Source organism: Hydrogenophaga sp. L99, from assembly GCF_058731905.1.
The window spans coordinates 617,869-643,182 of record NZ_CM178972.1 but is presented as its reverse complement, the minus strand read 5'-3'; the positions used below and the strand labels follow the sequence as shown (position 1 = coordinate 643,182).

Sequence of the window (25,314 nt, the reverse complement as noted above, 5' to 3'; positions counted from 1 at the left end):
GTTTACTCGGGTTGCACACCATCGAGGTCGCTCCACAGCAGTTGCTGGTTGCGCTTGACGGCGCGGGTGAGGCGGGAGCCGATGAGGCGGTCAAAGTGCTGCACCGAAATTTCTCCCGACCCAGGACGGCGCGCCCAGATGTCAGCGGCACTCACCACGTGGCCTGCAGGCAGGTCTTTGTCGGCCACCACTGAGCCGCGGGCGAAGCGGTACACGTCTTCTTCGGGTGCGGTGCGCACTTTGGGGTTGTTCAGCGCAATTTGAATTTCGCGCGAGCGATCAATCAAAAACCGCAACTCGGCAGGGTCCATGGAGCAAATGATGTCCGGGCCTTTGCGGTAGCGGGTGTCGGTGAAGTGGCGTTCCAGAATACAAGCGCCCAGTGCCACGGCGGACAGCGCCATTTCGGGGCCAATGCTGTGATCTGAAAAGCCGATGACGGCGCGTGGAAAGGCGTTACGCAACTCGGTGATGCCTTGCAGGCTGACGATTTCAGGCGGCGAGGGGTAGAGGTTGGTGCATTCGAGCAAGGCGTATTCAATGTCCGCATCGTCCAGCGCTTGCACCGAAGGGCGCAGGCTGTCGATGGTCTGCATGCCGGTACTAAGGATGACAGGCTTGCCAAAGCTGGCAATGTGGCGGATCAGGGGCACGTGATTGGCTTCGCCGGAGCCAATTTTGAAGCCAGCTACGCCGATATCGTTCAAGAAGTCGGCTGCAGCGCGCGAAAACGGGGTGGAAATGTAGATCAGGCCGAGGTCTTCAGCGTGCTTTTTCAGGGCGATTTCATCGTCTTTGGACAAGGCGCAACGGGCCATGACCTCCCAGATGGACACGTCAGCGTTGGGCGGAAAAATGCCTTTGGCTTCGTCGGTCATCTCGTCGTCGACGAAGTGGGTCTGGTGCTTGACCATTTCGCAGCCGGCACGGTGTGCGGCACTGACCATAGCCTTAGCCACATCCAGGCTGCCGCCGTGGTTGATGCCAATTTCGGCAATCACCAGTGGCGGCTGGCTGGGGGAGATTTCTCGGTGGGCGATTTTCATCATGAAGTTCCTGCGGGAAGACCAGTGAGGAGCGCTTCGCAACGCTCGAAGTCAGGGAGATTATCGATGTCGTGGCTGCGCTCGGGCGGCATGACAATGCTGCCCATGCGCTGGGTAACAAAACCTTGGTTGTCCAAAAACCACTGGGCCTGCATGGCGTAGACAGCGCCGTTGGGTTTGTAAACAGCAGGTAGGCTCTGGCGGTTGGCAAAGCAGTGTTCGGGGCGCGACAAGGGGACAAAGCGGCCGTCTTCGATCTGCCCCCACTTCAAAACGCCTCGGTCAGCTTCTGTGACGGACAAGACGAGATCGAACTCGCCACTGGACAGACTGCGCAAGGCAGCTTGCACGTCGTCCATCACACGCAGGGGCGAAGTGGCTTGCAGCAGCACCACCGCCCCGCTCACTTTTTCGGTTTGCAGCGCGTGCAACAGCACTGGCGCCATCGAGACGGTGTCGCCGCACAATGCGTTTGGGCGGTGCAATGTGGTCACGCCGCTGGGGAGATCGGCGTTCAGCACCTCGATGATGTCGGTGCTGATGAGCACGCGGCTGGCACCTGCTGCCAAGGCAAGATCCACCGCATGGCGGTAGAGCGGCTTGCCAGCCAGCAAACGGGTGTTTTTTCCGGGCAGGCCCTTGGAGCCCCCGCGAAGGGGAATGATGGCTGTCCAGGGTGTCGATGGCGGTGTGACGAGCATGGGCCTAACTATACTGAAGCGTTGAGCCACCAGATGGCGCCCGTTTTTGCCCCATGAAACAACCACCTCACCTTGCCGCACCGCCTTTTCCCAGCTGGGGGCTGGGCTTGATCATCAGGGCATATGAGTTGATGTGGCACCTGCTGCTGCCCTTGGTCTGGGTGTTGCTGTGGCGGCGAGGGGCCAAGGAACCCATGTACCGGCAGGGTTGGAACGAGCGATTTGGCGCAGTCCACTGCGCTTTGACGAACCCGGTCTGGGTCCATTCGGCGTCAATGGGTGAAATGCGGGGAGCCGCGCCCTGGGTGCACGCGCTGCTGGCACAAGGCCATTCGGTGTTCATCACCACGCTCACCCCTGCGGGTCGACTGACGGCACAACAGCTGTTTGGTGCAGCCATGCAGGAAGGGCGCCTGCAACTGGCTTACGCCCCGCTAGAGCTGAGTTGGGCGGTACGCCGGTTTTTGGCCCGCGTGCGGCCCTGCTGCGCGGTTATGACCGAAATTGATACTTGGCCGGTGTTGCTTGCAACGGTACGCCGCGCCGGCGTGCCGCTGGCCATGGCCAATGCCCAATACCCCCGGGCCAGCTTTGAGCGCGATCAGCGCTGGGGAGGCTTTCGGGCCCGGTTATTCAAAGCGTATGAGCTGGTGATGTGCAAGTCACACCTGCACGCGCAGCGCTTTGAAAAAGTGGGTTGCCCACGGGTCGCCATCGTGGGCGAGACGCGGTTTGATCTGCCCGTGTCAGCCAGCCAGCTGGAAGCGGCTGGCAACACGCTTCTGACCTATCGTCTCCACGACCGGCCGGTGGTGTGTTTTGCCAGCGCCATTGTGGGCGAGGACGGCATTTTTATTGGCGCCATGCAAGCCATGCAGCGCGCAATGGCACAAGCGGGGCGCCCCGCCCCGTTGTTTGTGTATGTGCCGCGAAGCCCGCAGCGTTTTGATGCAGTGGCCGAGCTGATGCTCGCGGCAGGGCTGCGGGTGGTGCGACGCAGCCAGGCGCTGGATGCGAAGCTGCAATGGCAGCACACACCCGACTGGGCACAAACCGAGGTGCTGCTGGGCGACTCCCTTGGCGAAATGTATTTTTACCTGGGGTTGAGCCAGGTGGTGGTGGTGGGTTCATCGTTTGGCGACAAAGCAGTCCACAACATCATTGAGCCGCTGGCGATCAACAAGCCGGTGTGGACCGGGCCCAGCGTGCGGGGCATTGAATACCCGGCACTGGAGGCCATGGAGGCCGGTGTGCTGCACCATGCGCAAGATGGTGACGATCTGGCTCGGCAGCTCACAGCGGTGCTGGCTGAACCCAGCGCGTATGCGGCGCTGGTGCAAAAGACGCAACACTTCAATGCCACCCATGCCGGATCGGCTGCCAAGCACATGGCGGTGTTCTCAACCTGGCTGCGAGCGCGCTCCACACCATGAGCTTGTTTCGACCCCGCGCTTTGCGCTTCTATGGCGCCATGTTTGAGGCACTTTCGCCCCTCTGGCGCTGGTGGCTGAAACGCCGCCTTCACCAGGGCAAGGAAACACCGATGAGCCTGGACCAGCGCTGGATGCGCCACGCACCTGCGCGCCCACAGGGCACACTGGTGTGGGGCCATGCGGTCGGCGTGGGTGAGGCCCTGGCCTTGGCGGGCTTGCTCAAAAGACTGCATGAGCAACGCCCAGATCTGCACTTTCTGATCACCACCACCGCCCGCACCTCCGGCGAGGCGCTGGCGCGGCAGCGGTTGGGACCCCACTTTACTCACTGGTTTGCGCCAGTGGACACGCCCAGCAATGTGGCCGAGTTTTTGACTCACTGGCAACCTGACTTGGCTTTGTGGTGCGAAATGGACCTGTGGCCGGCCCTGATAGATGCCACAGCCCAAAGGGGTATGCCGCATGTGCTGGTCAATGCACGGTTGAACGACGCTTCAGCCGCCAAACGGCGCTGGGGACGCAATCTGTATGCACCGCTGCTCGCTGGTTTTAACGCCATCTGGGCACAAAACGCCGAAACGGCTGGCCATCTGCAAGCACTTGGAGCACGGGCAGATCGGGTCGAGATCACAGGCACCATCAAGGCCATGGTCCCCCCACCTGCGGCCGACACCGACGAGCTGCAACGCTGGCACACCGCGCTGGAAAGCCGTGTGGTGTGGGTGCTGGCCTCAAGCCACCCGGGAGAAGAAGAGCTGGCACTGGCTGTGCACGCCCTTTTGCGCCGCAAATACCCGGATGCTCTGCTGGTATTGGTCCCACGCGACGCAGGTCGCGGCCCGATGGTGGCGGACCTGTGTGGCCCAGCCACCCCGTTGCGCAGCCAAGGCGCCATGCTGCCCACAGAAGCCGCATGCTACGTAGCAGACACCATGGGCGAGCTGGGGCTGTGGTACCGCCTGAGCCGCGTGGCCATGGTGGGCGGATCGTGGGTGTCCGTGGGTGGACACAACCCGTATGAAGCCACCACCCTGGGCAACACCGTGTTGCATGGGCCTCTGGTTCACAACTTCAGCGAAAGCTATGCCGACCTGGATGCTCAGGGTTTGAGCGTGCTGGCCTCTAGCCCCGAGTCGCTCGCGGCAGCCGTACGCGAGGTGTGGGCTGCCACCCAGGTGACCGGGCCACAGCTGTGCGCCGACGGACCCGACAACAGGGAGCGAAGCGCTGTGCACATTGCAGACCTTCTGGCCCTGCTGCCTTCAGCGAACGCGCCTTAAACCAACGTGCCTCAGTGCGCGCTGGCGCCCACCACCGCGTCGGGCTTGGCCTGCTTCAGTAAAGCGAACATGGCAGTTTCTATGCGGTGTAGCGCCTCAGGCGTGTGCCCTTCAAACCGCAGCACGAGCACCGGTGTGGTGTTGGACGCGCGGATCAGACCAAAACCGTCGGGCCAGTCCACGCGCACGCCGTCGATGGTGGAAATCTTGGCGGGCGCGTCGAACCGGGCCAGTGCAACCAGTTGCTCCACCACCGCATGCGGCTCGCCTTCGGCGCAGGCCACGTTGAGCTCAGGTGTACTGAAGCTGGTGGGCAGCGCGTTCAGCACCGCATTGGCATCGGGGCTGCGGCTCACAATTTCCAGCAGACGCGCACCAGCGTAGCTGCCATCGTCAAAGCCGTACCAGCGCTCCTTGAAGAAAATGTGGCCGCTCATTTCGCCACCGAGCGGGCTGTCCAGCTCTTTCATGCGCGCCTTGATGAGCGAGTGACCGGTCTTGTAAATGTGGGCCACGCCGCCTGCTGCCTCAATGGCTGGCGCCAGACGCTGCGAGCATTTCACGTCAAAAATGATATTGCCGCCGGGTACGCGCGAGAGCACGTCTTGGGCAAACAAAATCATCTGGCGGTCGGGGTAAATGTTGTGGCCTTCTTTGGTCACGATGCCCAGGCGGTCGCCGTCACCGTCAAAGGCCAGGCCCAGCTCAGCATCGGTTTCGCGCAGCACACGCATCACGTCTTGCAGGTTTTCAGGCTTGCTGGGATCGGGGTGGTGGTTGGGAAAGTTGCCGTCCACTTCGCTGAACAGCTCCACCACCTCACACCCCAGCGCCCGGAACAGCGCGGGCGCCGAAGCGCCGGCCACGCCGTTGCCACAGTCCACCACCACCTTCATCGGGCGGGCCAGTTTCACGTCGCCCACAATGCGGTCGGTGTAGGGCTTGAGCACATTCACCAGGCGCACGCGCCCACCCTCGGCGAGTTGGTGGTTTTCTGCCTCAATGATGCGGCGCAAAGCCTGAATGTCGTCGCCGTAAATAGCACGCCCACCCAGCACCATCTTGAAGCCGTTGTAGTCTTTGGGGTTGTGGCTGCCCGTGACCTGAATGCCGCTGCTGCACAGCGTGTTGGCCGCAAAATACAGCATGGGCGTGGTGGCCAGGCCCACATCGATCACGTCCACACCCGCCGCCACCAGGCCGCGAATGAGTGCCGCAGCCATGCTCGGGCCGCTCAGGCGGCCATCACGCCCCACCGCCACGGTGCGCTCACCCTGGCGCATGGCCACCGTGCCAAAGGCCAGGCCCAGGGCTTCGGCCACGCCTTCGTTGAGCGTGCTCGGCACAATGCCGCGAATGTCATAGGCCTTGAAGATGGATGCGGCGACTTGCATGGTGTTTTTCCCTGAACGCTTGGAGTGCCGGCATTGTAGGGGGCACGGCTTGCGGAAACACTTTGCTGGAGCACCTGAGAAGCTTGTCCGGAAATGGCCAGTCAGGGCGGCCGTACCGGCTTACCATGTGCCCCATGAACCGCCCTGTGAACCTCGATGACGAAGCCCGCTACCGCGCGCTGTGCTCGCACGACGCGCGGTTCGATGGCCGTTTTTTCATCGGGGTCACCTCCACCGGCATCTACTGCCGCCCAGTCTGCCGCGTGCGCACGCCGCGGCGCGAAAACTGCCGCTTTTTTGACCACGCGGCGCAGGCCGAGCAGGCAGGGTTTCGACCCTGCCTGCGCTGCCGCCCCGAACTGGCGCCGCTGGACCGCCACTGGTCTGCTGAGGACGCCGGCGCCATCCTGGCCCGCCAGGCCATGTGCTTGCTGGACGACCCACAAAGCTGGACTTCCGCCGCCGCAGAAGGCACGGCCGTTAGCCGGCTTTCAGCGCGGCTGGGTGTGAGCGATCGGCACTTGCGCCGCATTTTTGAGGCACACATCGGGGTCTCACCCCAGCGGTATTTGCAAACCCGCAAACTGCTCATTGCCAAACAATTGCTCGCCGACACGCGCTTGCCGGTGTCGCAAGTGGCGCAGGCCAGCGGCTTTGCCAGCCTGCGGCGCTTCAACAGTGCCCTGCAGGCCCACTACGGGCTCAGTCCCACGCAAATGCGACGCAGCCAGCCCACACCCCACGCCCACGAAGCGGCACACGCAGGCACCACCGTACACCTGTCGTGGCGCCCGCCGTACGACGCCACAGCCATGCTGGCGTTTCTGGCCGCGCGGCAACTGCCCGGTGTGGAATGGGTGCAACCCGAAGCGCTTAGCCTGCACCGCACCGTGCGGCTGGTGGTGGGCGGTCAAGTGCACACCGGCTGGCTGATCGCGCAGTTGCAGCCTGCGGCCCACCGGCTGGAGTTGCGCGCCAGCGTCAGCCTGCACGCCGTGCTACCCAGCCTGCTCTGGCGAGTGCGGGCGCTGTTTGACCTGGACGCCGACCCGCAAGCCATCAACGCGGTGCTGCACCCGCACTTCCCCACCGGCGACGGCTTGCGCGTGCCGGGAGGTCTGGACGGCTTCGAGCTCGCCGTGCGCGCGGTGCTGGGTCAACAGATCACGGTAGCTGCAGCGCGCACCCTGGCTCTGCGCCTGGTGGAGCGCTTTGGCGTACCCATCGACACACCGTTTTCGGGCCTGAACCGCCTGTTTCCGTCGGCACACACCCTGGCCAACGCGGAGCCCCAGGCGTTGGGCGAGCTGGGCATCGTGCGCCAGCGCCAAGCCGCCATCCAGGGGCTGGCCCGAGCCGTGACAGACGGTTCGCTGGACCTGAACGGCCAAGCCGATCTGTTGTCGACGCTACAGGGCTTGCAGGCGCTGCCTGGCATCGGCCCCTGGACGGCACACTACATCGCCCTGCGGGCCCTGCGCTGGCCAGACGCCTGGCCCACGGGCGACGTGGCGCTGCACCAGGCCCTGGGTCTGAACCACCGCCTGGGCGCCGCCACCCGGCGCCAGGCCGATAGCTTGGCCAGCGCCTGGCGACCCTGGCGCAGCTACGCGGTATTGCGCACCTGGGCTGGCACCTACCTGGGACCGGCCACTGCCCCACCGGAACCCACCCCATGAAAAAAACCCCGAATTTGGTCAAAACCACGGTGACATCACCGCTTGGCAACCTTTTGCTGGCAGCCAGCGCACAGGGTTTGGCTGGTGTCTGGTTCACCAACCAGCGCCACCTGCCAGCTGACAGCCTCATCGACAGCTGGCCCACCGATGCCGGCCACCCGGTGCTGCAAGCCGCAACGCAGCAGCTCACCCGCTATTGGGCGGGCGCGTTGAACGCCTTCGACCTGCCGCTGGACTTGTCAAGCGGCACGCACTTTCAGCAATCGGTCTGGAACGCCTTGCTCACCATACCCGCCGGCCACACACAGCGCTACGGCGAGCTGGCCAGCCAGATCGGCCGCCCCGCGGCAATGCGCGCTGTGGGTACCGCCATTGGGCGCAATCCCTTGAGTATCGTGGTGCCCTGCCACCGGGTGGTCGGAGCGGACGGCTCACTCACCGGCTATGCTGGCGGGCTTGACCGCAAGGCCGCCCTGCTCCGCCTGGAGCACGGCGATGGTCTCTTTTCGCCACCCTCCCCATGTCACCCACCCTGATTGCCGAATTTTTCCTGCTCGCCGCGCTCTGGGGCTCTTCGTTTCTGTTCATGCGCTTGGGCGCTGCCGAGTTTGGTGCCCTGCCCACCGCTGGCTTGCGTGTGACAATGGCAGCACTGTTTTTGTTGCCCGTCTTTCTGGTCAAAGGCGTCTGGGCCGACTTCAAACAACGCGCCAAACCCATCCTTTTTGTGGGCCTGCTCAACTCCGGCATTCCCTTTGCCTTGTTCGCCTTTGCGGTGATGCACATCACCACCGGCCTCACGTCCATTCTCAACGCCACGGTGCCGCTATCGGGCGCGCTGGTGGCCTGGCTCTGGCTCAAAGACCGGCCGAGCGGCTCTCGCATGCTCGGTTTGCTGATTGGTTTTGTGGGCGTTGCCTTGCTGGTGGTCGGCAAGTCAGGCTTCAGCGCAGCCGGGGTAGCCGGCTCAGGTGCCTCCGGCACCACCTTGCTGGCCATGGGAGCCTGCCTGCTGGCCACCCTGTGCTACGGCCTGGCGGCGAGCTTCACCAAGCGCTACCTCACCGGCGCCCACCCGCTGGCCACCGCCACGGGCAGCCAGATGGGCGCGGCACTGGGCCTCGCCCTGCCCACGCTCTGGCTGTGGCCCGCCCAGCCCGTGAGCCTGAGCGCATGGGGTGCCTTGGCCGCGGTCGCGCTGTTTTGCACGTCCATCGCCTACATCCTGTTCTTTCGCATCATCGCCAAAGCGGGCCCCAGCCGGGCCCTCACCGTGACCTTTCTGGTGCCGGTGTTTGCGCTGATGTACGGCGCACTGTTTCTGGGCGAAAGCATCACCGCCTGGATGGTGCTCTGCGGTGTCGTCATTGTGTGCGGCACAGCGCTGTCAACCGGACTGGTTCGGCTGCGCTGGCTGGAACGCGCCACATGATTCTTTGCAGGCTTTGACACGAGGAACAGCCATGAACTCAGCGCGCCACAAAAAACTGCGGCTCAAAACACCCAAGCCCCGCAACCCGCTGGTGGTGCCGGCGGCCAAACGCAAAGCTGGAGCCCACGGCAAGAGCACGGCAGCGCAACGGCGTGCCGAAAAAATGGCGCTACAGAAAAGGGATTGGAACGCCCAAAAAGACGGTGACTAACGCGCAACGACACGCAAGACACAGCCAACAGGCAAGAAAAAACCGCCCAAATCTTACGACTTGGACGGTTTATCATTTTACTGGCGGAGTGGACGGGACTCGAACCCGCGACCCCCGGCGTGACAGGCCGGTATTCTAACCAACTGAACTACCACTCCGCAGTGGTGCAGCTTTTGCCTGATGCTTTAAAGCTTCAGGCCAAGTGCCACAAACTTGGCGACCCTACGGGGATTCGAACCCCGGTACTCACCGTGAAAGGGTGATGTCCTAGGCCTCTAGACGATAGGGTCAAAACCTTGGAACTAACCGAGCTTTGTATTATATCACCGATAAAAACCGGCTTTAAGACACAAAACTAAATTTTGGTGGAGGTAAGCGGGATCGAACCGCTGACCTCTTGCATGCCATGCAAGCGCTCTCCCAGCTGAGCTATACCCCCACAGGGTTTGTCGTTTTGCGCTTCTAAGTTATTCACTGATCAGTGCATCCCGCCAAGCCTCAAATTATAGGACAAATTTCAAGCGTTTTGCAATCTGTCCAAAATTGTTTGTTGTTTTTGCAATTCAAGCACCGCGTCCAGCGACGGCGTCTGGGCGGTGCCCATGACGAGCACACGCACCGGCATGGCCAGTTGCGGCATTTTCAACCCGTGCGCAGCCAACACCTCTTTGATGGCTGCTGAAATGGCTGCACGTTCCCAGGCACAGGTGGCCAACTTGGCGGCCAGCGCCAGCACCGCAGGGCGCACGGCATCGGTCACATGCTGGGCGTGCTCCTCAGGGTTCGGGGTGATGTCGGCGTAAAACGCTGCCGCCCAATTGGCCAGAGCCACGGTGGTGTCGCAACGGTCTTTGAACAAGGCGCAAATGCGGGGTAGGCGCTCGTCAACCAAGATGCCGCGCTTCTCCAGTTGCACGCCCACCAGCGAGGACAGCGCGTTGTCGTCCATGGCCTTGAGGTGCTGCGCATTGACCCAGCGCAGTTTGGCTTCGTCGAACTGGGCGGCGCTGCGGCCCAGGTGATCCAGGTTGAACCATTCCAAAAACTGAGCACGGCTGAAAATTTCGTCGTCACCGTGGCTCCAGCCCAAGCGGGCCAGGTAGTTCACCATGGCGTCGGGCAGGTAGCCTTCGTCGCGGTACTGCGTGACGGGTTTGGCGCCATTGCGCTTGCTCATTTTTTCACCCAGCTCGTTGAGCACGGTGGGCAGGTGGGCGTACACCGGCGGCTCTTTGCCGAGCGCCTTGAAGATATTGATTTGGCGCGGCGTGTTGTTCACATGGTCGTCGCCGCGGATCACGTGGGTGATGGCCATGTCAATGTCGTCCACCACGACGCAAAAGTTGTAGGTGGGCGTGCCGTCCGGCCGGGCGATCACCAGGTCGTCGAGTTCGTCGTTACGGATTTCGATCAGGCCTTTGACCTTGTCGTCCCACGCCACCACACCGCCCTGCGGGTTTTTGAAACGCAGCACCGGGCGCACGCCCTCGGGCACTGGCGGCAGCACCTTGCCGGGTTCTGGGCGCCAGGTGCCGTCGTAACGCGGCTTTTCCTTGTTGGCCATCTGGCGCTCGCGCAAGGCGTCCAGCGCTTCCATGCTCATGTAGCACGGGTACACATGGCCGGCGGCCACCATGTCGGCCAGCACCGCCTTGTAGCGGTCCATGCGCTGCATTTGGTAGAACGGGCCTTCGTCGTGATCCAGGCCCAGCCACTTCATGCCTTCAATGATCACGTCCACGGCGGCCTGCGACGAGCGCTCCAGGTCGGTGTCTTCGATGCGCAAGATAAACGTGCCGCCGTTGGCACGGGCAAAAGCCCAGGGGTACAGGGCCGAGCGGATGTTGCCCAGGTGAATGAAGCCGGTGGGCGACGGGGCGAAACGGGTGCGGATGGGCGTGGTCATGTGTTGGATCGGTGGCAGCGGCTTGGCGGGCAAGGGCGCTGTGTCAAATACTGGAAAGGCCGCGGTCCAGGTCGGTCTGGATATCGGTGATGTGCTCCAAACCCACCGCCACGCGGATGAGACCCTGGCTCACGCCGGCCAGTTGGCGCTGCGCTTCGGTCAGGCGGCCGTGCGAGGTGCTGGCGGGGTGGGCCACCAGTGTTTTGGTGTCGCCCAGGTTGGTTGAAAGCGACAGCATCTGCATCGAATCGAGCACATGGAAGGCGCGCTGGCGTCCCTGGTCGGCGTCAGCCGCCTTCACCTCGAACGACAACACAGCACCGCCGCAGCCGGACTGCTGCGCCATGGCGAGTTCGTGCTGCGGGTGGCTGGTGAGGCCTGGGTAATGTACCCGTGCAACCGCCGGATGCACTTGCAGCCACTGCGCCAGCGCCAGTGCGCGGGCCGACTGCGCCTGCATGCGAATGTCCAGCGTCTCCAGCCCTTTGAGCACCACCCAGGCGTTGAAAGGCGCCAGCGTCATGCCGGCGCTCTTCATGATGGGCAGAAAACTCTTGGTCACCAACGCCTGGCTGGCACACAGCGCGCCGGCCATCACGCGGCCCTGGCCGTCCAGGTATTTGGTCCCGGAGTGCATGATGATGTCGGCACCCAGCGCCATGGGGCGCTGCAGCGCTGGCGTGGCAAAACAGTTGTCCACGCAGAGCAAGGCGCCGGCGTTGTGGGCAACGTCGGCCAGAGCGCGGATGTCGCACACATCGGTGAGCGGGTTGGTGGGCGTTTCGGCAAACAGCAGTTTGGTACTGGGCCTGATGGCGGTTTTCCAGGCGTTCACGTCGGTCTGCGACACGAAACTGGACTCGACACCGAACTTGGCCAGGTCGGTGCCAATGAGCTTGATGGTGGAGCCAAACATGGAGTGCGAGCAGATCACATGGTCGCCCGCCTTGAGCAGGCCCATGCACATCAGCAAGATGGCCGACATGCCCGAGGCGGTGGACATGCAGGCCTCGGCGCCCTCGAGCGCGGCCAGACGCTGCTCCAGGCTGGCCACGGTGGGGTTGCCGTAGCGGCCGTAAGTGAAGCCTTCTTCGTCGCCGGCAAAGCGCCGGGCCGCCGCTTCGGCGCTGGGCTGCACGTAGCCGCTGGTCAGGTACAGCGCTTCGGAGTTTTCACCGTACTGGCTGCGCTCCACCGCCGCGCGCACGGCGAGCGTGTCGCGGTGCAAGCCTGCCAACGCATCGCCGTGGGCCGGGTTCTCTGTGTTCATGTTCAAGCTGTCTTCAGAAAAGGCCTGCACGCATCAAGCGGTCTGGGCGTTGGGCAAGGCCAGGCGCGAGGTGTCTTCCTCGCCCTCTTCGCTGTGGTCGCGACCCGCGTTCATGCGCGCGATGTCTTCCAGCGTGATGTCGCCGGTGACGTACACACCGTCAAAGCACGAGGCGTCAAAGCCGGCGAGCTTGGGGTTGAGCGAACCAATGGCCTGCTTCATGGCGTCCACATCCTGGTAAATCAGCGCGTCGCAACCGATGCTGATGCGGATTTCATCAACCGTGCGGTTGTGGGCCACCAGCTCGTCGGGCGTGGGCATGTCGATGCCGTAGACGTTGGGGTAGCGCACCGGCGGCGCGGCACTGGCCAGGTACACCTTGCGCGCACCGGCGTCGCGCGCCATCTGCACAATCTCGCGGCTGGTGGTGCCGCGCACAATGGAGTCGTCCACCAGCAGCACGTTGCGGCCCTTGAACTCGCTGGCGATCACGTTGAGCTTCTGGCGCACCGACTTTTTGCGCACGCCCTGCCCCGGCATGATGAAGGTGCGGCCCACGTAGCGGTTTTTCACAAAACCTTCGCGGTACGGCAAGCCCAGCAGCTGGGCGAGTTCCATGGCGCTGGGGCGCGAGGACTCTGGAATGGGGATGACCACGTCGATTTCGTTCGGCGGCACGGTAGACACCACGCGCTTGGCCAGCGTTTCGCCCATGTTCAGGCGGGCCTGGTAGACGGAGATGCCGTCCAGCACCGAATCGGGCCGGGCCAGGTACACATACTCAAACACGCAGGGGTTGTGGCTGGTTTTTTCGGCGCACTGCTCAAACTGCATGTTGCCGTCCAGGTCCACAAACAGGGCCTCGCCGGGCATCACATCGCGGTCGAGTTCGAAACCGTTGCCCTCCAGGGTGACCGATTCGCTGGCCACCATCACACCGGCCGGGCTGCGGCCCACACACAGGGGGCGGATACCAAAGGGATCGCGAAACGCCACCAGGCCGTGCCCTGCAATCAGGGCCACGACCGCGTAAGAACCGCGCACCCGCTGGTGCACCCCCCGCACGGCAGCGAACACGTCGGCCGGTTTCAGGGTGATGCCACGGGTGACCTTTTCCAGCTCGTGCGCCAGCACGTTGAGCAACACCTCGGAATCGCTGTCGGTGTTGATGTGCCGGTGGTCGGTCTGAAACAGCTCCTTCTTCAACGCCTGGGCGTTGGTCAGGTTGCCGTTGTGCACCAGCACCAGGCCAAACGGTGCGTTCACGTAAAAAGGCTGCGCTTCTTCTTCGCTGTAAGCATTGCCCGCAGTGGGGTAGCGCACCTGGCCCAGGCCGCAGTTGCCGGGCAGCGCCCGCATGTTGCGGGTGCGAAACACATCGCGCACCATGCCTTTGGCCTTGTGCATGAAAAATTTGCGGCCCTGCTGGGTCACGATACCGGCAGCATCTTGGCCGCGGTGCTGTAACAGCAGCAACGCGTCGTAAATCAGTTGATTAACCGGCGCCTGGCTGACCACGCCCACGATTCCACACATGTTTGATCCTTGACGAGAAACGAAAAATTCAGACTAAAACCACAGCGTTCTGACACGCTGCTCAGGGCAGGTAGCGGGCCACGGCCTCGGGCAACAAAGGCTTCACCTCGTGCAGCGTGGCAGAGAGCACACCCGCCCCGCGAGACGCCTGCCATGCGCCTTGCTGCAAGGGCGTCATGCTCACCACCACCGCCACGCCGAGCAAGATCACGACACCGCGCACCAGCCCAAACGCACCACCCAGCACCCGGTCTACCGGGCGCAGGCCCACCGACTCCACCAATTTTTTAACCACCCAGGCCACCAGACCGCCCGCAAAGGCCGCCACCATGAACACCACCGCAAAACCGGCTGCCAGCTGCAGCGGGGCTGAAAAACCGTCCATGGGCAGCCAGGCAGCCACATCACTGGCGTAAGCCTGGGCCAGCACAAACGCCGCCACCCAGCCCGCCACGGAAATCACCTCGTACACCAGCCCGCGCCACAAACCCAGCACAGCCGACAGCAACAGCACGGACAGCAAGGCCCAGTCGATCCACACCATGGGCATCAGGCCCGGGCCGCTGCGAAAGGCATCACAGCGTGAGAATGGCCGCAGGCAAGCCCAGCGCCTTCACGCGCGCGGCCGCTTTGTCGGCCTCGGCTCTGGACGCAAACGGACCCACTCGCACCCGGATGCGCTTGCCTTCTGATGTTTCGGCCACATGGGTATAGGTCTTGAGGCCAGCGCGTTCCAGCTTCAGGCGCACTTCGCGGGCCCGGGCAGCGTCGGCAAACGCACCCACCTGCACCACAATGCGCTCGGCCGATTCGGCGGGCTTGCCTTCCAGCAGCGCTTTGGCGCGCGCGGCTTCGGTGGCGCTGGCTTTGGCAGCCGCTGGCGGCGTCGCTGCGGGTTTGGCGGATTCGGGCTGCACTTCGGGCGCCGGGGCCTGTTTGGCCGGCGAAGCTGCAGGGCGCACGCTTTCAACCACCTCTTCGCGAGCGCTCAGGCTGTCGCTGGTGGTCACGCCGCTGTCTGCACCCGCAGCGGGCTGCTGGGTTTGGGCTGGCGCGGGCGGACTGGTGGACGGTGATGTTTTGGCGGCCTTGAGGGGCGCGACCGGATTCTTGGCTGGAATCTCGATGGGAATGTCCACCGAAATCGGGCGCGGCTGGGTGTCAAACAACAGGGGGAAACCCAATACGCCCAACAACACCAGCACCGCGGCCCCAATGAGGCGGTGGCGGGCGCGCCGGCGCACGGCCTCAATGCTTTGGGGCGGGTGTGTCGCCGGGTTGCCCTGAGAGCCTGAACGGGATTTGAACATTCGCGGTAGAGACCCTGACACCATCAACGCCTGGCGATAACGGCCTCAGGAAACAAGGTGTTTGGCGGACATTCGAGGTACGCCGTCCTGCAAAACGCCGCCCACGGTGAAGAACGAACCGAAGACCACGATTCTATCAGCGGGGTCTGCCTGCGCCACGGCTGCGCGCAGCGCCTCCATCGGGCTGGCATGGCAGCCGGCCACCCGAGTTTTGCCCCCGGGCGCTGTGGCCGGGGTGTTGTTGAGCACCTGCGCCAGCGCATCGGCCTTGATGGCGCGCCCCAGCGGCAGGTCGGTCAGATGCCAGTGGTCAATCAGCGGCGCAATGCGCTCAAGCATGGCGGGCAGGTCTTTGTCGGCCATGGCGCCAAACACAGCGTGGGTGGTGGGGTAGTAGCCCATGGCATCCAGGTTTTCGGTGAGCGCGGCCACGGAATGCGGGTTGTGCGCCACGTCCAGCACCAGCGTGGGTGTGCCGGGCACGATCTGAAAACGACCCGGCAGCTCCACCAGCGCCAGCCCGTTGCGCACCGCCTGCGCCGTCACCGGCAGGCGCGCACGCATCGCCTCCACGGCCCCCAGCACGCCAGAGGCGTTCACCAACTGGTTGGCACCGCGCAGCGCGGGGTAAGCCAGGCCTGCGTAGCGCCGCCCGCCGTGCGAAGGGTGCATGGCCCAGCCCCACTGCTGCTGGTCGCCAGCGAAATGGAAGTCCTTGCCCAGCCGCCACAGGTCAGCGCCCACTTCCAGCGCGCGGTCCAATATGCTTTGTGGCGGCACCGGGTCGCTCACCACCACCGGGCGGCCGGTGCGCATGATGCCGGCCTTCTCGTAGCCAATCGCTTCGCGGTTGTTGCCCAGCAGGGCCATGTGGTCCAGCGCAATGCAGGTGATGACCGCGCAGTCGGTGTCGATGATGTTGACCGCGTCCAGCCGGCCGCCCAGGCCCACTTCCAAAATGACCACATCCAACCCGCTGCGCGACAAGGTGCGCAAAATGGCCAGGGTGGTGAATTCAAAGTAACTCAGGCTGACCTCTTCCTGATCAGCGCCCTGCCCTTTGCGGGCCTCTTCCACCTCGGCAAAGGCGGGCAGCAGGTCTTGCGTGGCCACCGGCTCGCCGGCAATGCGGCAACGCTCTTCAAAATGCACCAAGTGCGGCGACGTGTACAGCCCGGTGCGGTAACCCGACTCGGTGTAAATCGCTTCCAGCATGGCGCAGGTGGACCCCTTGCCGTTGGTGCCGGCCACGGTGATCACAGGGCAACCCATGGCCAGGCCCATGCGCTGCGCCACGCGCTGCACGCGTTCCAGCCCCATGTCGATGGTGACGGGGTGCAGGCGCTCGCAGTGGGCCAGCCACTCGGGCAGAGTTTGGGGGTGGGAGGGCAGATCAATATTCAGCATGCGCCGATTGTCCCATTGCGCTCGGTGCGGCCAAGGCATCGGGGACAATCAGCGGCATGACCACCCTTTACGGCATTCCCAACTGCGACACCGTCAAAAAAGCCCGCACCTGGCTGACGGACCATGGCGTGGAACACCAGTTCCACAATTTCAAAAAACAAGGTGTGCCCGAGGCGGCGCTGGACCAATGGCTGGCCGCGCTGGGCTGGGAGCCCCTGGTGAACCGCAAAGGCACCACCTGGCGCAAGCTGGACGAAACCACACGCGCCGCCGTGGTGGACGCCGCCAGCGCACGAGCACTCATGTTGGCGCAGCCCAGCGTGATCAAGCGCCCGGTGGTGCAGTGGGCCGACGGCGTGACCGTGGGCTTTGACGCCGAGGCTTGGGAAAGCCGTCGCTGAACGCGAAACGCCCGGCCTAAAATCAACGTTTTCGCCTTTACATCTCCTTCGCCCATGACCACCACCCACATCGACGGCGTGACCGTCACCACCCAGGCCAGCGTGTACTTTGACGGCAAGTGCGTCAGCCACGGCATCACCTACCCCGACGGCACTAAGAAATCGGTTGGCGTGGTGCTGCCCGCCGCGCTCACCTTCAACACCGGCGCGCCCGAAATAATGGAATGCGTGGCCGGCAGCTGCGAATACAAGTTGGCCGGCACAGATGCCTGGCTCAAGTCCGGCCCCGGCGACACGTTCGCCATTCCCGGTAACAGCAGCTTCGACATTCGGGTGACCGAGCCTTACCACTACATCTGCCATTTCGGCTGATCGGACACAGAACATGGCCACCATTCTTCAGAACCTGCCCACGCAGCAAAAAGTCGGCATCGCCTTCTCCGGCGGGCTCGACACCTCCGCCGCCCTGCTCTGGATGAAGCAAAAAGGCGCGATCCCTTACGCCTACACCGCCAATCTGGGCCAGCCCGACGAGCCGGACTACGACGAGATTCCGCGCAAGGCCATGCAGTACGGCGCTGAAAAAGCCCGCCTGATCGACTGCCGCACCCAGCTGGCCCATGAGGGCATTGCCGCTCTGCAGTGCGGTGCGTTTCACATCAGCACCGCCGGCGTGACTTACTTCAACACCACACCGCTGGGCCGCGCCGTCACGGGCACCATGCTGGTGGCCGCGATGAAGGAAGACGACGTCCACATCTGGGGCGACGGCAGCACCTACAAGGGCAACGACATTGAGCGCTTTTACCGCTACGGCCTGCTCACCAACCCCAGCCTGAAGATCTACAAGCCCTGGCTCGACCAGCTGTTCATCGACGAGCTGGGCGGCCGCGCCGAGATGAGCGCCTTCATGACGGCCAACGGCTTTGGCTACAAGATGAGCGCCGAAAAAGCCTACAGCACCGACAGCAACATGTTGGGTGCCACGCACGAAGCGAAAGACCTGGAGCACCTCAACAGCGGCATTTCCATCGTCAACCCCATCATGGGCGTGGCGTTCTGGAAAGACGAGGTTGAAGTCAAGCGCGAAACCGTGACGGTGCGCTTTGAAGAAGGCCAGCCGGTCGCCCTGAACGGCCAGACGTTTGACAGCCTGGTGGACCTGATCCTGGAAGCCAACCGCATCGGTGGGCGCCACGGCCTGGGCATGAGCGACCAGATCGAAAACCGCATCATCGAAGCCAAGAGCCGCGGCATTTACGAAGCCCCCGGCCTGGCGCTGCTGCACATCGCCTACGAGCGCCTGGTCACCGGCATCCACAACGAAGACACGATCGAGCAGTACCGCATCAACGGCCTCAAGCTCGGCCGCCTGCTCTACCAAGGCCGCTGGTTCGACCCGCAGTCCATCATGCTGCGCGAAACCGCCCAGCGGTGGGTGGCGCGCGCCATCACCGGCGAGGTCACCATCGAACTGCGCCGCGGCAACGACTACTCGATCATGAACACCGAGAGCCCGAACCTGACCTACGCGCCCGAGCGCCTGAGCATGGAAAAGGTGGAAGACGCACCGTTCACGCCGCTCGATCGCATCGGCCAGCTGACCATGCGCAACCTCGACATCGTGGACACGCGAGCCAAGCTGGGTATTTACGCCAAGAGTGGACTGCTGTCGCTGGGTGAAGGGGCGCAAATGCTCCGACTGGAAGGCGATAAGTAATCCGTCGCACTGCTCAACGAAAAACGGCCCTCAAAGGGCCGTTTTTTATATTGATTACACACAAACTCGGCGGATTCAAAAGTGAAGTGCAACACCCTGGATTTCACTGAACAATGGCGGAATGTTGCGGGCTGAACGTCTCTGAGGCCTGAACCGGGCTCGCTTGATGTGCGGAGCGGAAGCAGTTACAACGAGATCTCGATTTTGGTGGCGAGGTCCAATCAGGGTTGACGCCACTGCCTGCAGGCAAAAGGCAGGACATGAAACCGCTGCGGCCGAGCAGGATGGGGCCGAGCGGATCGTCGCTGAGCGCCGTGGCCATCGCGCGCTCGCCGCCGGGGCCCCTTTGACGCGGTAACCGGCCCTCAGGGCTTCGACAAGCGAGGCGATGTTGGCCGGCGTGTCATTGAAGACAAGGATCGTTTTCTTGGGCAGCCCGCTCACTTGGGCGAGCTGAATCGAAACAAGGGGGTGGCAGATGAACATCGAACTCGGTTTCTACGACGGGCTTTCGGCCGTCTCGTACGGCTTGCTGACGCTGTCGTACATGATGCGCGACATCGCGTGGCTGCGGGTCATCACGGTGTTCGCCTGCCTGATCGACTTCATCGTCTACTACTTCATTCGCCCCGGGCAGCCCATGTGGGTGCAGATCGGCTTCAACGTCGGCATCGTGTTGATCAACGGCTACCAGCTCTGGCTGTTGTACCGCGAGCGGTCGATTACGGACCTGACGGAAGACGCCGCAGCGCTGTACCGCAAGACCTTCTCCGTGCTGACGCCGGTCGAGTTCCGGCACCTGCTGCAAATCGGCCGCCAGAGGGCTCTCGCCGACGGTGAGGCGCTGGTGGAGGCGGGCCGCCCGGTGGACGGGGTTGCAGTGGTTACCCGCGGCCGGCTCGCGGTCAGCCTGAACGGCCACCCCATCTCCCAGGTGGAGGACGGCGGCTTCGTCGGCGAGGTCAGCTACCTGACCGACCGGCCAGCGTCGGCCGATGTGCACGCGGCCGGGCCGGTGCAGGTGTTCGAGCTGCCGCGCGAGGCGCTGACCCAACTGCTCGACAAGCGCCCTGAATTGAAGAGCAAGCTCGAAGGCCTGTGGGGGCGCTTGCTGGCGGACCGCTTGCGTATGCTGACCAACAAAGTGGGCGCGGCGCCGCCGCCGACGGCCTTTGAGTGGGCGCCGACTTCGTAGGCGGGGTATGGGACACACCTCGAACACCCGAAGGCCGCGAGCACCATGCAAAGGGGTCTTGCCTTTTGCCCTCCTGCGCGGATTCCTCGGCGAAGTCCACAAAAACGCGCGACAGTCTGACCCTGCATGGAGGGAGGCGCCCGATCCCCTGCTCTCACTTTCCAATGCCCCAAACAGAAAGGCGCCCCGTGGAGTGCCTTTCTTCGATGTGTCAATGACCGGTGTCTGTCAGATCACCACCGGCTCCGGCTCCAGCAGGATGCCGAAGCGCTCGTACACGCTGGTCTGGATGGCTTTGGCCAGCGTCATCACCTCGCCGCCGGTGGCGCCACCCCGGTTCACCAGCACCAGCGCCTGGCGTTCAAACACCCCGGCGTTACCCACGCTTTTGCCTTTCCAGCCACAGGCGTCTATCAGCCAGCCTGCGGCCAGTTTGATGCTGCCGTCGGGCATGGGGTAGTGCACCACTTTGGGGTCGCGCGCAATGATGTCGGCGCACTGCTCTTCGTTCACGGTGGGGTTTTTGAAGAAGCTGCCGGCGTTGCCAATGACGGCCGGGTCGGGCAGCTTGGCGCGGCGAATGGCCACCACCCAGTCAAATATCTGGCGTGCGTCGGGCGCTGAAATGCCGGTCTCGGCCATCTTGCGTTCCAGATCCAGGTAGCCCAGCACCGGCTTCCAGGGCTTGGGCAGCCAGAACCGCACCCGCGTGATGAGCGCCCGCCCGGCCAGCCCCAGGCCCTTTTCACCCGCTGGCGCGTGCTTGAACACCGAGTCGCGGTAGCCAAAACCGCACTGCGCGGCGTCGAGCGTGAAGGCTTTGCCGGTGTGCAGGTCGATCGCGTCCAGCGAATGAAAGCGGTCTTGCAGCTCCACGCCGTAGGCCCCAATGTTTTGCACCGGCGAAGCGCCCACCGAGCCGGGAATAAGCGCCAGGTTTTCCAGCCCCGGCCAGCCTTGGTCCAGCGTCCAGGCCACAAAGGTGTGCCAGTTTTCACCGGCTCCGCCTTCCACCAGCCAGCCTTTGGGGGTTTCTTCCACCAGGCGGCGCCCGGCGATTTCGACCTTGAGCACCAGCGGCTTCACGTCGCCCGTGATCACGAGGTTGCTGCCGCCCCCCAGCACAAACGGCGGTGCGGCGGCGGTGTCGGCAGCCCAGTCGGCGCTGCCCATGAGTTGAAGCACATCGGCCTCGGAGCGCACGCGGGCCAGCCGCTGCGCACGGGCCACGATGCCAAAGGTGTTGTAGGGCTGGAGCGCCACGTTGTTCTCGACTAACATCGTTGGATTGTCTCACCCACGCTCTCTGGAATCCTCACCATGCCCTCTTTTGACACCGTTCTCGAAGCCGATTTTGTAGAAGTGAAAAATGCCGTTGAACAGGTGGCGCGCGAAATTGGCACGCGCTTTGACTTCAAGGGCACCAGCGCCGCCGTTGAACTTAAAGAGAAAGACATCACCCTGTTTGGTGACGCCGACTTTCAGCTCCAGCAGGTGGAAGAGGTGCTGCGCAACAAACTGGCCAAACGCAACGTGGACGTGCGCTTTCTGGACAAAGGCAAGGTCGAAAAAATCGGCGGCGACAAGGTCAAGCAGGTGGTCAAGGTGCGCAACGGCATTGCCACCGAAGATGGCAAAAAGATCCAGCAGGCGCTCAAAGCCAGCAAGCTCAAGGTGCAGGGCGCCATCCAGGGTGACGCGGTGCGCGTGACCGGCGCCAAGCGCGACGACCTGCAGGCGGCCATGAATGTGATCAAGGCTGAGCTGAAAGACCTGCCGCTGTCGTTCAACAACTTCCGGGATTGAACGTGCCCACACGCTCCGCCGCTTCGCGGGTCGCGGCCCCCCAAGGGGGCGCGCTCGCCTTGGGGCGGCACAGCCGGGCCTTCGGCGCCCGCTGATCCAGACACCCCATGCCCACGCCTTTGCTGCCTGCACTGGTCCTCGCGCTCGCCGCGGGTTCGTCGTTGGCGCAGTCGGTGGCGCTCTCGGGCGTGGCGGGCGCCAAGGCGCTGCTGACCGTGGACGGCGCGGCGCCCAAGTTCGTCAGCGCCGGCCAGACGCACCAAGGCGCGAAACTGCTGAGCGTGCAAGGCGAAACCGCTGTGGTGGAGGTGAACGGCCAGCGCCAGACCCTGCGGGTGGGCGACGCACCCGTGAGCGTGGGCAAGCGCACAGGCGACGCGGGCGCGCAGCGCATCGTGCTCACGGCCGACAGCCAGGGCCACTTCATGCCGCCGGGCCAGATCAACGGCCGTGCGGTGCAGTTCATGGTGGACACCGGCGCCACCCTGGTCATCTTGAGCGAAGCGGACGCCAAACGCATCAACCTGCCCTTCGAGCAGGGCCAGAAGGTGCGGGTCAGCACCGCCAACGGCGGCGCGGTGGGCTACCAGGTGCGGCTGGACTCGGTGAAAGTGGGCGACGCCCAGGTGTTTGCGGTGCCCGCCATCGTGCTGCCCCAGGCCATGCCTTATGTGCTGCTGGGCAACAGCTTTCTGACCCGCTTTCAGATGCAGCGCAACAACGACCAGCTCACGTTGGAGCGGCGTTTCTAGGCCTCCCATCGCCGGTTTCACTCTGGGGTGGGTGGAGCATCTTCGCTGGCTGGCGACGTATCAGAGCGGCTCGTTCTGCGCAGCGGTCACCACGATCTCGATCTTCCAGGCCCGGTCGGCCAGCGCCGCTTGCACCGTGGCGCGCGGCGGGGCGGTGCCGGGCACCACCCAGGCGTCCCACACCGCGTTCATGGCGGCAATGTCGTTGATGTCGCTCAGGTAAATCTGCGCCCGCAAAATGCGCGACTTGTCGCTGCCGGCTTCTTGCAGGCGCGCCTGCACCTGGTCCAGCACATCTTGCGTCTGGCCTGTAACGTCGGTGTCGCCGCGCTCGGGCACCATGCCGGCCAGGTACACCACGCCCTGAAACACCGCCGCCTCGCTGTACCGCGCGGCCACACCGTGGCGCACCAACTCGTTGCTCATTTTTTTGCTCCCAGTTTGCTTTCTTTGCCCGCCAGCAAACGGTTGATGTTGTCCGCGTGGCGCCACACCAGCAGCACACCCATCACAGCCAGGCTCAGCACCATCACACCGGGTGCGCTCCAGGCGACGCGGTCGCCAAACAGGTAAAACGCTGGCGCAAACACCGCCGTGACGATGGAGGCCAGCGACGAATAGCGAAAAAAGTAGGCCACGATCACCCAGGTGAGCAGCGCAGCCAGGCCCAGCCAGGGCTGAAAACCGATGATGACGCCCGCCGCTGTAGCCACGCCCTTGCCGCCCTGAAAGCGAAAGAACACCGGAAACAGGTGACCCAGAAACGCGGCCAAGCCCACCAGTGCCACCGTACCGTCACCCAGGCCGTAGGGCTCGCCCCACCAGGCCACGGCCACCACGGGCAACCAGCCTTTCAGAGCGTCCAGCAGCAGCGTGACCACCGCCGCAGCCTTGTTGCCCGAGCGCAGCACGTTGGTGGCACCCGGGTTTTTGCTGCCGTAGGTGCGCGGGTCGTTCAGCCCCATGACGCGGCTGACCAGCACCGCAAAGGAGAGCGAGCCGACAAAATAAGCGGCCACCGTGGCCAACAGGGGGTATGCGAATTCCAAACAAAGCTCCTCGTGGTGTGACGGCTGGTGGTTGCCAGCGCTGCGGCTATTCTGCCAGCGCGCACTGCACCGGCTGAGCGCCCAGCGGGCCCGACAGCACCGCCGGGTGGATACCCACCAGAAACCCGCGGCGCCCACCATTGATCCAGATCGCGGGCAGCGCCAGCACCGAGGCTTCTACCCACACCGGCATGCTGCGTTTCAGACCAAAAGGCGAAGTGCCGCCCACAAAGTAGCCGCTGTGCCGGTTGGCCACTTCGGGCTTGCAGGGCTCCACCGACTTGGCCCCGATCTGGCGCGCCAGGTTTTTGGTCGACACGGTGCGGTTGCCGTGCATCAGCACCGCCAGCGGCTGCGCCCGCTCGTCTTGCATGATCAGGGTCTTGACCACCGCAAACGGGTCCAGACCCAGCACCCGCGCGCTGTGCTGGGCACCGCCGTGCTCCAGGTAGTCGTAAGGGTGTTCGGTGAACGCAACCCCATGCGCCTTGAGCCAGGCAGTGGCGGGCGTTTCCGAGACATGGGTCTCCCCCCTGCGCCGTTTCACGGCTTCCCCCCTCTCTGGCGCGCTTTCAGCGCTGGGAGGGGGGACGGCACCTGCGGCCTGACGAAGCCAGTTCCGCGGTGCCTCTGGACAACGCCCCCTCGTGCACGGCCTTGTGGCTTTATTGAGCTGGGTCGCGGCATTCCCACCGAATTTTGTCGATTTCAGCCAGCAGTTCGGGCGAGAGCTCGGTGCCCCACGCGTCCAGGCATTCGTCCAGCTGGGTCAACGAAGTCACGCCAATGATGGTGCTGGCCACGCGCCAGTTGCGGTAGCAAAAGGCCAATGCCAACTGCGATGGCGTGAGGCCGTGGTCGCGCGCCAGCGTGTTGTAGCGGCGCGCTGCGCCCAGTGCTTCCGGGCGGCCCCAGCGCTGCTTGCGCATGGAGTCGTACAACGCCATACGGCCAGCATCACCCACCAGGCCCGTAGCGTCGTATTTGCCCGTGAGCAAACCGAACCCCAGTGGCGAATACGCCAGCAGCGATACGCCGAGGCGGTGGCAGGTCTCGTCCATGCCGTTCTCGTAGCTGCGGTTGATCAGGCAGTAAGGGTTTTGCACCGTGTCCACCCGAGGCAAGCCGTGCTGTTCGGCCAGGCGCACAAACTCGTGCACACCGTAAGGCGTTTCATTGGACAGACCGACTGCCTTGACCTTCCCAGCCTTGACGAGTTCGGCCATGGCTTCCAGTTGTTCATGGATGGAGGCACAAGGCTTGTCTTTGCTGGGGTCAAAGTACAGCGCGCCAAACGCGGGCGTGTTGCGTGCCGGCCAATGGATCTGGTAGAGGTCGATCACGTCGGTTTGCAAGCGGCGCAGGCTGCCCTCGCAGGCGTTGATGATCTCGGCCTTGGTGACCCCGGAGTTTTCGCCACGGATCCAGGGCATGCCGCGCGACGGACCAGCGACCTTGGTGGCCAGCACCAGCTTGTCACGCGCGCCCGGTGTTTTGGCAAACCAGTTGCCCAAAATGGTTTCGGTGGCGCCGCAGGTTTCGGCCCGGGCCGGCACGGAATACATCTCGGCGGCATCCAGAAAATTGACGCCTCGCTCCAGCGAGCGGTCCAGGATGCTGTGTGCGTCGGCCGCGGTCACCTGCTCGCCAAAGGTCATGGTGCCAAGACATATGGGCGTTACCTGTAGCGCGCTGGCGCCAAGTGAGACAGTTTTCATGAAATATTTGTAAGCAAAGATGGAAGTCGTTGGCGAATCAAGAATACAGGGTGTAAGTTTAGACTTCA

The 25,314-nt window shown here is 63.8% G+C and carries 26 protein-coding genes and 3 tRNA genes; 12 read left to right on the top strand and 17 right to left on the bottom strand.

The window, feature by feature from the left end; all coding sequences use genetic code 11:
- Nucleotides 1-2: 2 nt before the first annotated feature.
- Nucleotides 3-1,046 carry an N-acetylneuraminate synthase family protein gene (locus AC4QBL_RS03075; RefSeq protein ID WP_472908153.1) on the bottom strand — a complete coding sequence of 348 codons (1,044 nt, stop codon included), beginning with the start codon at nt 1,044-1,046 and terminating at the stop codon, nt 3-5.
- The gene (locus AC4QBL_RS03070) at nt 1,046-1,747 is read right to left on the bottom strand and encodes an acylneuraminate cytidylyltransferase family protein (RefSeq protein ID WP_472900035.1); all 702 of its coding nucleotides are present in this window, start codon (nt 1,745-1,747) and stop codon (nt 1,046-1,048) included. The genes AC4QBL_RS03075 and AC4QBL_RS03070 overlap by 1 nt, the downstream gene beginning before the upstream one ends.
- A 53-nt stretch (nt 1,748-1,800) precedes the next feature.
- On the opposite strand from AC4QBL_RS03070, the gene AC4QBL_RS03065 reads away from it, so the two are divergent.
- Complete coding sequence (locus AC4QBL_RS03065; RefSeq protein WP_472908154.1) at nt 1,801-3,180, top strand: 3-deoxy-D-manno-octulosonic acid transferase; 1,380 nt, start codon at nt 1,801-1,803, stop codon at nt 3,178-3,180.
- Nucleotides 3,177-4,460, top strand: coding sequence for a 3-deoxy-D-manno-octulosonic acid transferase (locus AC4QBL_RS03060; protein ID WP_472908155.1), 1,284 nt, complete (start codon nt 3,177-3,179; stop codon nt 4,458-4,460). Before AC4QBL_RS03065 ends, AC4QBL_RS03060 begins: the two co-directional genes overlap by 4 nt.
- An 11-nt stretch (nt 4,461-4,471) precedes the next feature.
- Here the strand turns inward: AC4QBL_RS03060 and AC4QBL_RS03055 are convergent, their stop codons facing one another.
- Nucleotides 4,472-5,854 (bottom strand): phosphomannomutase/phosphoglucomutase, encoded by a 1,383-nt coding sequence (locus AC4QBL_RS03055; RefSeq protein WP_472900032.1) that lies wholly within the window; start codon nt 5,852-5,854, stop codon nt 4,472-4,474.
- Between the two features lie 134 nt (nt 5,855-5,988).
- On the opposite strand from AC4QBL_RS03055, the gene AC4QBL_RS03050 reads away from it, so the two are divergent.
- Genes AC4QBL_RS03050 through AC4QBL_RS03035 form a run of 4 tightly spaced genes read left to right on the top strand, consistent with a single transcriptional unit; the run spans nt 5,989 to nt 9,176 of the window.
- Nucleotides 5,989-7,533: an AlkA N-terminal domain-containing protein gene (locus AC4QBL_RS03050; protein WP_472908156.1), complete on the top strand. Its 1,545-nt coding sequence runs from the start codon at nt 5,989-5,991 to the stop codon at nt 7,531-7,533.
- Nucleotides 7,530-8,069 carry a methylated-DNA--[protein]-cysteine S-methyltransferase gene (locus AC4QBL_RS03045; protein WP_472908157.1) on the top strand — a complete coding sequence of 180 codons (540 nt, stop codon included), beginning with the start codon at nt 7,530-7,532 and terminating at the stop codon, nt 8,067-8,069. The genes AC4QBL_RS03050 and AC4QBL_RS03045 overlap by 4 nt, the downstream gene beginning before the upstream one ends.
- Entirely contained in the window at nt 8,054-8,965 is a 912-nt protein-coding gene (locus AC4QBL_RS03040) for a DMT family transporter (RefSeq protein ID WP_472908158.1), read from the top strand. Before AC4QBL_RS03045 ends, AC4QBL_RS03040 begins: the two co-directional genes overlap by 16 nt.
- Nucleotides 8,966-8,996: 31 nt before the next feature.
- Entirely contained in the window at nt 8,997-9,176 is a 180-nt protein-coding gene (locus AC4QBL_RS03035) for a hypothetical protein (protein ID WP_472900028.1), read from the top strand.
- Nucleotides 9,177-9,257: 81 nt separating this feature from the next.
- Here AC4QBL_RS03035 and AC4QBL_RS03030 read toward each other — a convergent pair.
- From AC4QBL_RS03030 to folC, 9 genes are all read right to left on the bottom strand, one after another.
- Nucleotides 9,258-9,334: transfer RNA gene (locus tag AC4QBL_RS03030), tRNA-Asp, on the bottom strand.
- 56 nt (nt 9,335-9,390) lie between these two features.
- Nucleotides 9,391-9,466: transfer RNA gene (locus AC4QBL_RS03025), tRNA-Glu, on the bottom strand.
- 73 nt (nt 9,467-9,539) lie between these two features.
- A tRNA-Ala gene (locus tag AC4QBL_RS03020) sits at nt 9,540-9,615 on the bottom strand.
- A gap of 78 nt (nt 9,616-9,693) precedes the next feature.
- Nucleotides 9,694-11,082: a glutamate--tRNA ligase gene (gene gltX, locus AC4QBL_RS03015; RefSeq protein ID WP_472908159.1), complete on the bottom strand. Its 1,389-nt coding sequence runs from the start codon at nt 11,080-11,082 to the stop codon at nt 9,694-9,696.
- 43 nt (nt 11,083-11,125) lie between these two features.
- Nucleotides 11,126-12,352, bottom strand: a complete 1,227-nt coding sequence (locus AC4QBL_RS03010) for an O-succinylhomoserine sulfhydrylase (RefSeq protein WP_472908160.1) — start codon at nt 12,350-12,352, stop codon at nt 11,126-11,128.
- A gap of 33 nt (nt 12,353-12,385) precedes the next feature.
- Nucleotides 12,386-13,888 (bottom strand): amidophosphoribosyltransferase, encoded by a 1,503-nt coding sequence (gene purF / locus AC4QBL_RS03005; protein ID WP_472900025.1) that lies wholly within the window; start codon nt 13,886-13,888, stop codon nt 12,386-12,388.
- Nucleotides 13,889-13,949: 61 nt separating this feature from the next.
- Nucleotides 13,950-14,438: a CvpA family protein gene (locus AC4QBL_RS03000; RefSeq protein ID WP_472908161.1), complete on the bottom strand. Its 489-nt coding sequence runs from the start codon at nt 14,436-14,438 to the stop codon at nt 13,950-13,952.
- Between the two features lie 25 nt (nt 14,439-14,463).
- On the bottom strand, nt 14,464-15,198 hold the full coding sequence (locus AC4QBL_RS02995; protein WP_472908162.1) for an SPOR domain-containing protein: 735 nt from the start codon (nt 15,196-15,198) through the stop codon (nt 14,464-14,466).
- A gap of 45 nt (nt 15,199-15,243) precedes the next feature.
- Complete coding sequence (gene folC, locus AC4QBL_RS02990) at nt 15,244-16,605, bottom strand: bifunctional tetrahydrofolate synthase/dihydrofolate synthase (protein WP_472908163.1); 1,362 nt, start codon at nt 16,603-16,605, stop codon at nt 15,244-15,246.
- A 56-nt stretch (nt 16,606-16,661) separates the two neighbouring features.
- On the opposite strand from folC, the gene AC4QBL_RS02985 reads away from it, so the two are divergent.
- From AC4QBL_RS02985 to AC4QBL_RS02970, 4 genes are all read left to right on the top strand, one after another.
- Complete coding sequence (locus AC4QBL_RS02985; RefSeq protein WP_472908164.1) at nt 16,662-17,006, top strand: ArsC family reductase; 345 nt, start codon at nt 16,662-16,664, stop codon at nt 17,004-17,006.
- Nucleotides 17,007-17,060: 54 nt separating this feature from the next.
- Entirely contained in the window at nt 17,061-17,378 is a 318-nt protein-coding gene (gene ppnP, locus AC4QBL_RS02980) for a pyrimidine/purine nucleoside phosphorylase (RefSeq protein ID WP_472908165.1), read from the top strand.
- A gap of 13 nt (nt 17,379-17,391) precedes the next feature.
- A complete protein-coding gene (gene argG, locus AC4QBL_RS02975; RefSeq protein ID WP_472908166.1) occupies nt 17,392-18,726 on the top strand; it encodes an argininosuccinate synthase in 1,335 nt (444 codons plus the stop codon).
- 478 nt (nt 18,727-19,204) lie between these two features.
- Nucleotides 19,205-19,921 (top strand): Crp/Fnr family transcriptional regulator, encoded by a 717-nt coding sequence (locus tag AC4QBL_RS02970; protein ID WP_472900019.1) that lies wholly within the window; start codon nt 19,205-19,207, stop codon nt 19,919-19,921.
- Nucleotides 19,922-20,149: 228 nt separating this feature from the next.
- Here the strand turns inward: AC4QBL_RS02970 and murB are convergent, their stop codons facing one another.
- Entirely contained in the window at nt 20,150-21,202 is a 1,053-nt protein-coding gene (gene murB, locus AC4QBL_RS02965; RefSeq protein WP_472900018.1) for a UDP-N-acetylmuramate dehydrogenase, read from the bottom strand.
- Nucleotides 21,203-21,241: 39 nt separating this feature from the next.
- Here murB and AC4QBL_RS02960 point away from each other — a divergent pair, with 39 nt between their 5' ends.
- Both AC4QBL_RS02960 and AC4QBL_RS02955 read left to right on the top strand, forming a co-directional pair.
- Nucleotides 21,242-21,727: a YajQ family cyclic di-GMP-binding protein gene (locus AC4QBL_RS02960; RefSeq protein ID WP_472900017.1), complete on the top strand. Its 486-nt coding sequence runs from the start codon at nt 21,242-21,244 to the stop codon at nt 21,725-21,727.
- A gap of 107 nt (nt 21,728-21,834) precedes the next feature.
- Nucleotides 21,835-22,479, top strand: a complete 645-nt coding sequence (locus AC4QBL_RS02955) for a retropepsin-like aspartic protease family protein (protein ID WP_472900016.1) — start codon at nt 21,835-21,837, stop codon at nt 22,477-22,479.
- 60 nt (nt 22,480-22,539) lie between these two features.
- Here the strand turns inward: AC4QBL_RS02955 and AC4QBL_RS02950 are convergent, their stop codons facing one another.
- The 4 genes from AC4QBL_RS02950 to AC4QBL_RS02935 form a co-directional block, all read right to left on the bottom strand.
- Nucleotides 22,540-22,905 carry a RidA family protein gene (locus tag AC4QBL_RS02950; protein ID WP_472900015.1) on the bottom strand — a complete coding sequence of 122 codons (366 nt, stop codon included), beginning with the start codon at nt 22,903-22,905 and terminating at the stop codon, nt 22,540-22,542.
- A complete protein-coding gene (plsY, locus tag AC4QBL_RS02945; RefSeq protein WP_472900014.1) occupies nt 22,902-23,528 on the bottom strand; it encodes a glycerol-3-phosphate 1-O-acyltransferase PlsY in 627 nt (208 codons plus the stop codon). Before plsY ends, AC4QBL_RS02950 begins: the two co-directional genes overlap by 4 nt.
- A 46-nt stretch (nt 23,529-23,574) precedes the next feature.
- Complete coding sequence (locus AC4QBL_RS02940) at nt 23,575-24,075, bottom strand: aminoacyl-tRNA deacylase (protein ID WP_472900013.1); 501 nt, start codon at nt 24,073-24,075, stop codon at nt 23,575-23,577.
- Nucleotides 24,076-24,193: 118 nt separating this feature from the next.
- The gene (locus AC4QBL_RS02935) at nt 24,194-25,246 is read right to left on the bottom strand and encodes an aldo/keto reductase (protein ID WP_472900012.1); all 1,053 of its coding nucleotides are present in this window, start codon (nt 25,244-25,246) and stop codon (nt 24,194-24,196) included.
- Between the last annotated feature and the right edge of the window lie 68 nt (nt 25,247-25,314).

Excerpts from the sequence above, each read along its gene's own strand:
- AC4QBL_RS02970 (WP_472900019.1), top strand. The coding sequence starts at position 19,205 with ATGAACATCGAACTCGGTTTCTACGACGGGCTTTCGGCCGTCTCGTAC.
- murB (WP_472900018.1), bottom strand. The coding sequence starts at position 21,202 with ATGTTAGTCGAGAACAACGTGGCGCTCCAGCCCTACAACACCTTTGGC.
- AC4QBL_RS02935 (WP_472900012.1), bottom strand. The coding sequence starts at position 25,246 with ATGAAAACTGTCTCACTTGGCGCCAGCGCGCTACAGGTAACGCCCATA.
- gltX (WP_472908159.1), bottom strand. The coding sequence starts at position 11,082 with ATGACCACGCCCATCCGCACCCGTTTCGCCCCGTCGCCCACCGGCTTC.
- AC4QBL_RS02995 (WP_472908162.1), bottom strand. The coding sequence starts at position 15,198 with ATGTTCAAATCCCGTTCAGGCTCTCAGGGCAACCCGGCGACACACCCG.
- folC (WP_472908163.1), bottom strand. The coding sequence starts at position 16,605 with ATGCTGAATATTGATCTGCCCTCCCACCCCCAAACTCTGCCCGAGTGG.
- ppnP (WP_472908165.1), top strand. The coding sequence starts at position 17,061 with ATGACCACCACCCACATCGACGGCGTGACCGTCACCACCCAGGCCAGC.
- AC4QBL_RS03045 (WP_472908157.1), top strand. The coding sequence starts at position 7,530 with ATGAAAAAAACCCCGAATTTGGTCAAAACCACGGTGACATCACCGCTT.
- AC4QBL_RS03055 (WP_472900032.1), bottom strand. The coding sequence starts at position 5,854 with ATGCAAGTCGCCGCATCCATCTTCAAGGCCTATGACATTCGCGGCATT.
- AC4QBL_RS02950 (WP_472900015.1), bottom strand. The coding sequence starts at position 22,905 with ATGAGCAACGAGTTGGTGCGCCACGGTGTGGCCGCGCGGTACAGCGAG.
- AC4QBL_RS03070 (WP_472900035.1), bottom strand. The coding sequence starts at position 1,747 with ATGCTCGTCACACCGCCATCGACACCCTGGACAGCCATCATTCCCCTT.
- AC4QBL_RS03000 (WP_472908161.1), bottom strand. The coding sequence starts at position 14,438 with ATGCCCATGGTGTGGATCGACTGGGCCTTGCTGTCCGTGCTGTTGCTG.
- purF (WP_472900025.1), bottom strand. The coding sequence starts at position 13,888 with ATGTGTGGAATCGTGGGCGTGGTCAGCCAGGCGCCGGTTAATCAACTG.
- AC4QBL_RS03050 (WP_472908156.1), top strand. The coding sequence starts at position 5,989 with ATGAACCGCCCTGTGAACCTCGATGACGAAGCCCGCTACCGCGCGCTG.
- argG (WP_472908166.1), top strand. The coding sequence starts at position 17,392 with ATGGCCACCATTCTTCAGAACCTGCCCACGCAGCAAAAAGTCGGCATC.
- AC4QBL_RS03040 (WP_472908158.1), top strand. The coding sequence starts at position 8,054 with ATGTCACCCACCCTGATTGCCGAATTTTTCCTGCTCGCCGCGCTCTGG.
- AC4QBL_RS03065 (WP_472908154.1), top strand. The coding sequence starts at position 1,801 with ATGAAACAACCACCTCACCTTGCCGCACCGCCTTTTCCCAGCTGGGGG.
- AC4QBL_RS02960 (WP_472900017.1), top strand. The coding sequence starts at position 21,242 with ATGCCCTCTTTTGACACCGTTCTCGAAGCCGATTTTGTAGAAGTGAAA.
- AC4QBL_RS03075 (WP_472908153.1), bottom strand. The coding sequence starts at position 1,046 with ATGAAAATCGCCCACCGAGAAATCTCCCCCAGCCAGCCGCCACTGGTG.
- AC4QBL_RS02985 (WP_472908164.1), top strand. The coding sequence starts at position 16,662 with ATGACCACCCTTTACGGCATTCCCAACTGCGACACCGTCAAAAAAGCC.
- AC4QBL_RS03060 (WP_472908155.1), top strand. The coding sequence starts at position 3,177 with ATGAGCTTGTTTCGACCCCGCGCTTTGCGCTTCTATGGCGCCATGTTT.
- AC4QBL_RS03035 (WP_472900028.1), top strand. The coding sequence starts at position 8,997 with ATGAACTCAGCGCGCCACAAAAAACTGCGGCTCAAAACACCCAAGCCC.
- AC4QBL_RS03010 (WP_472908160.1), bottom strand. The coding sequence starts at position 12,352 with ATGAACACAGAGAACCCGGCCCACGGCGATGCGTTGGCAGGCTTGCAC.
- AC4QBL_RS02955 (WP_472900016.1), top strand. The coding sequence starts at position 21,835 with ATGCCCACGCCTTTGCTGCCTGCACTGGTCCTCGCGCTCGCCGCGGGT.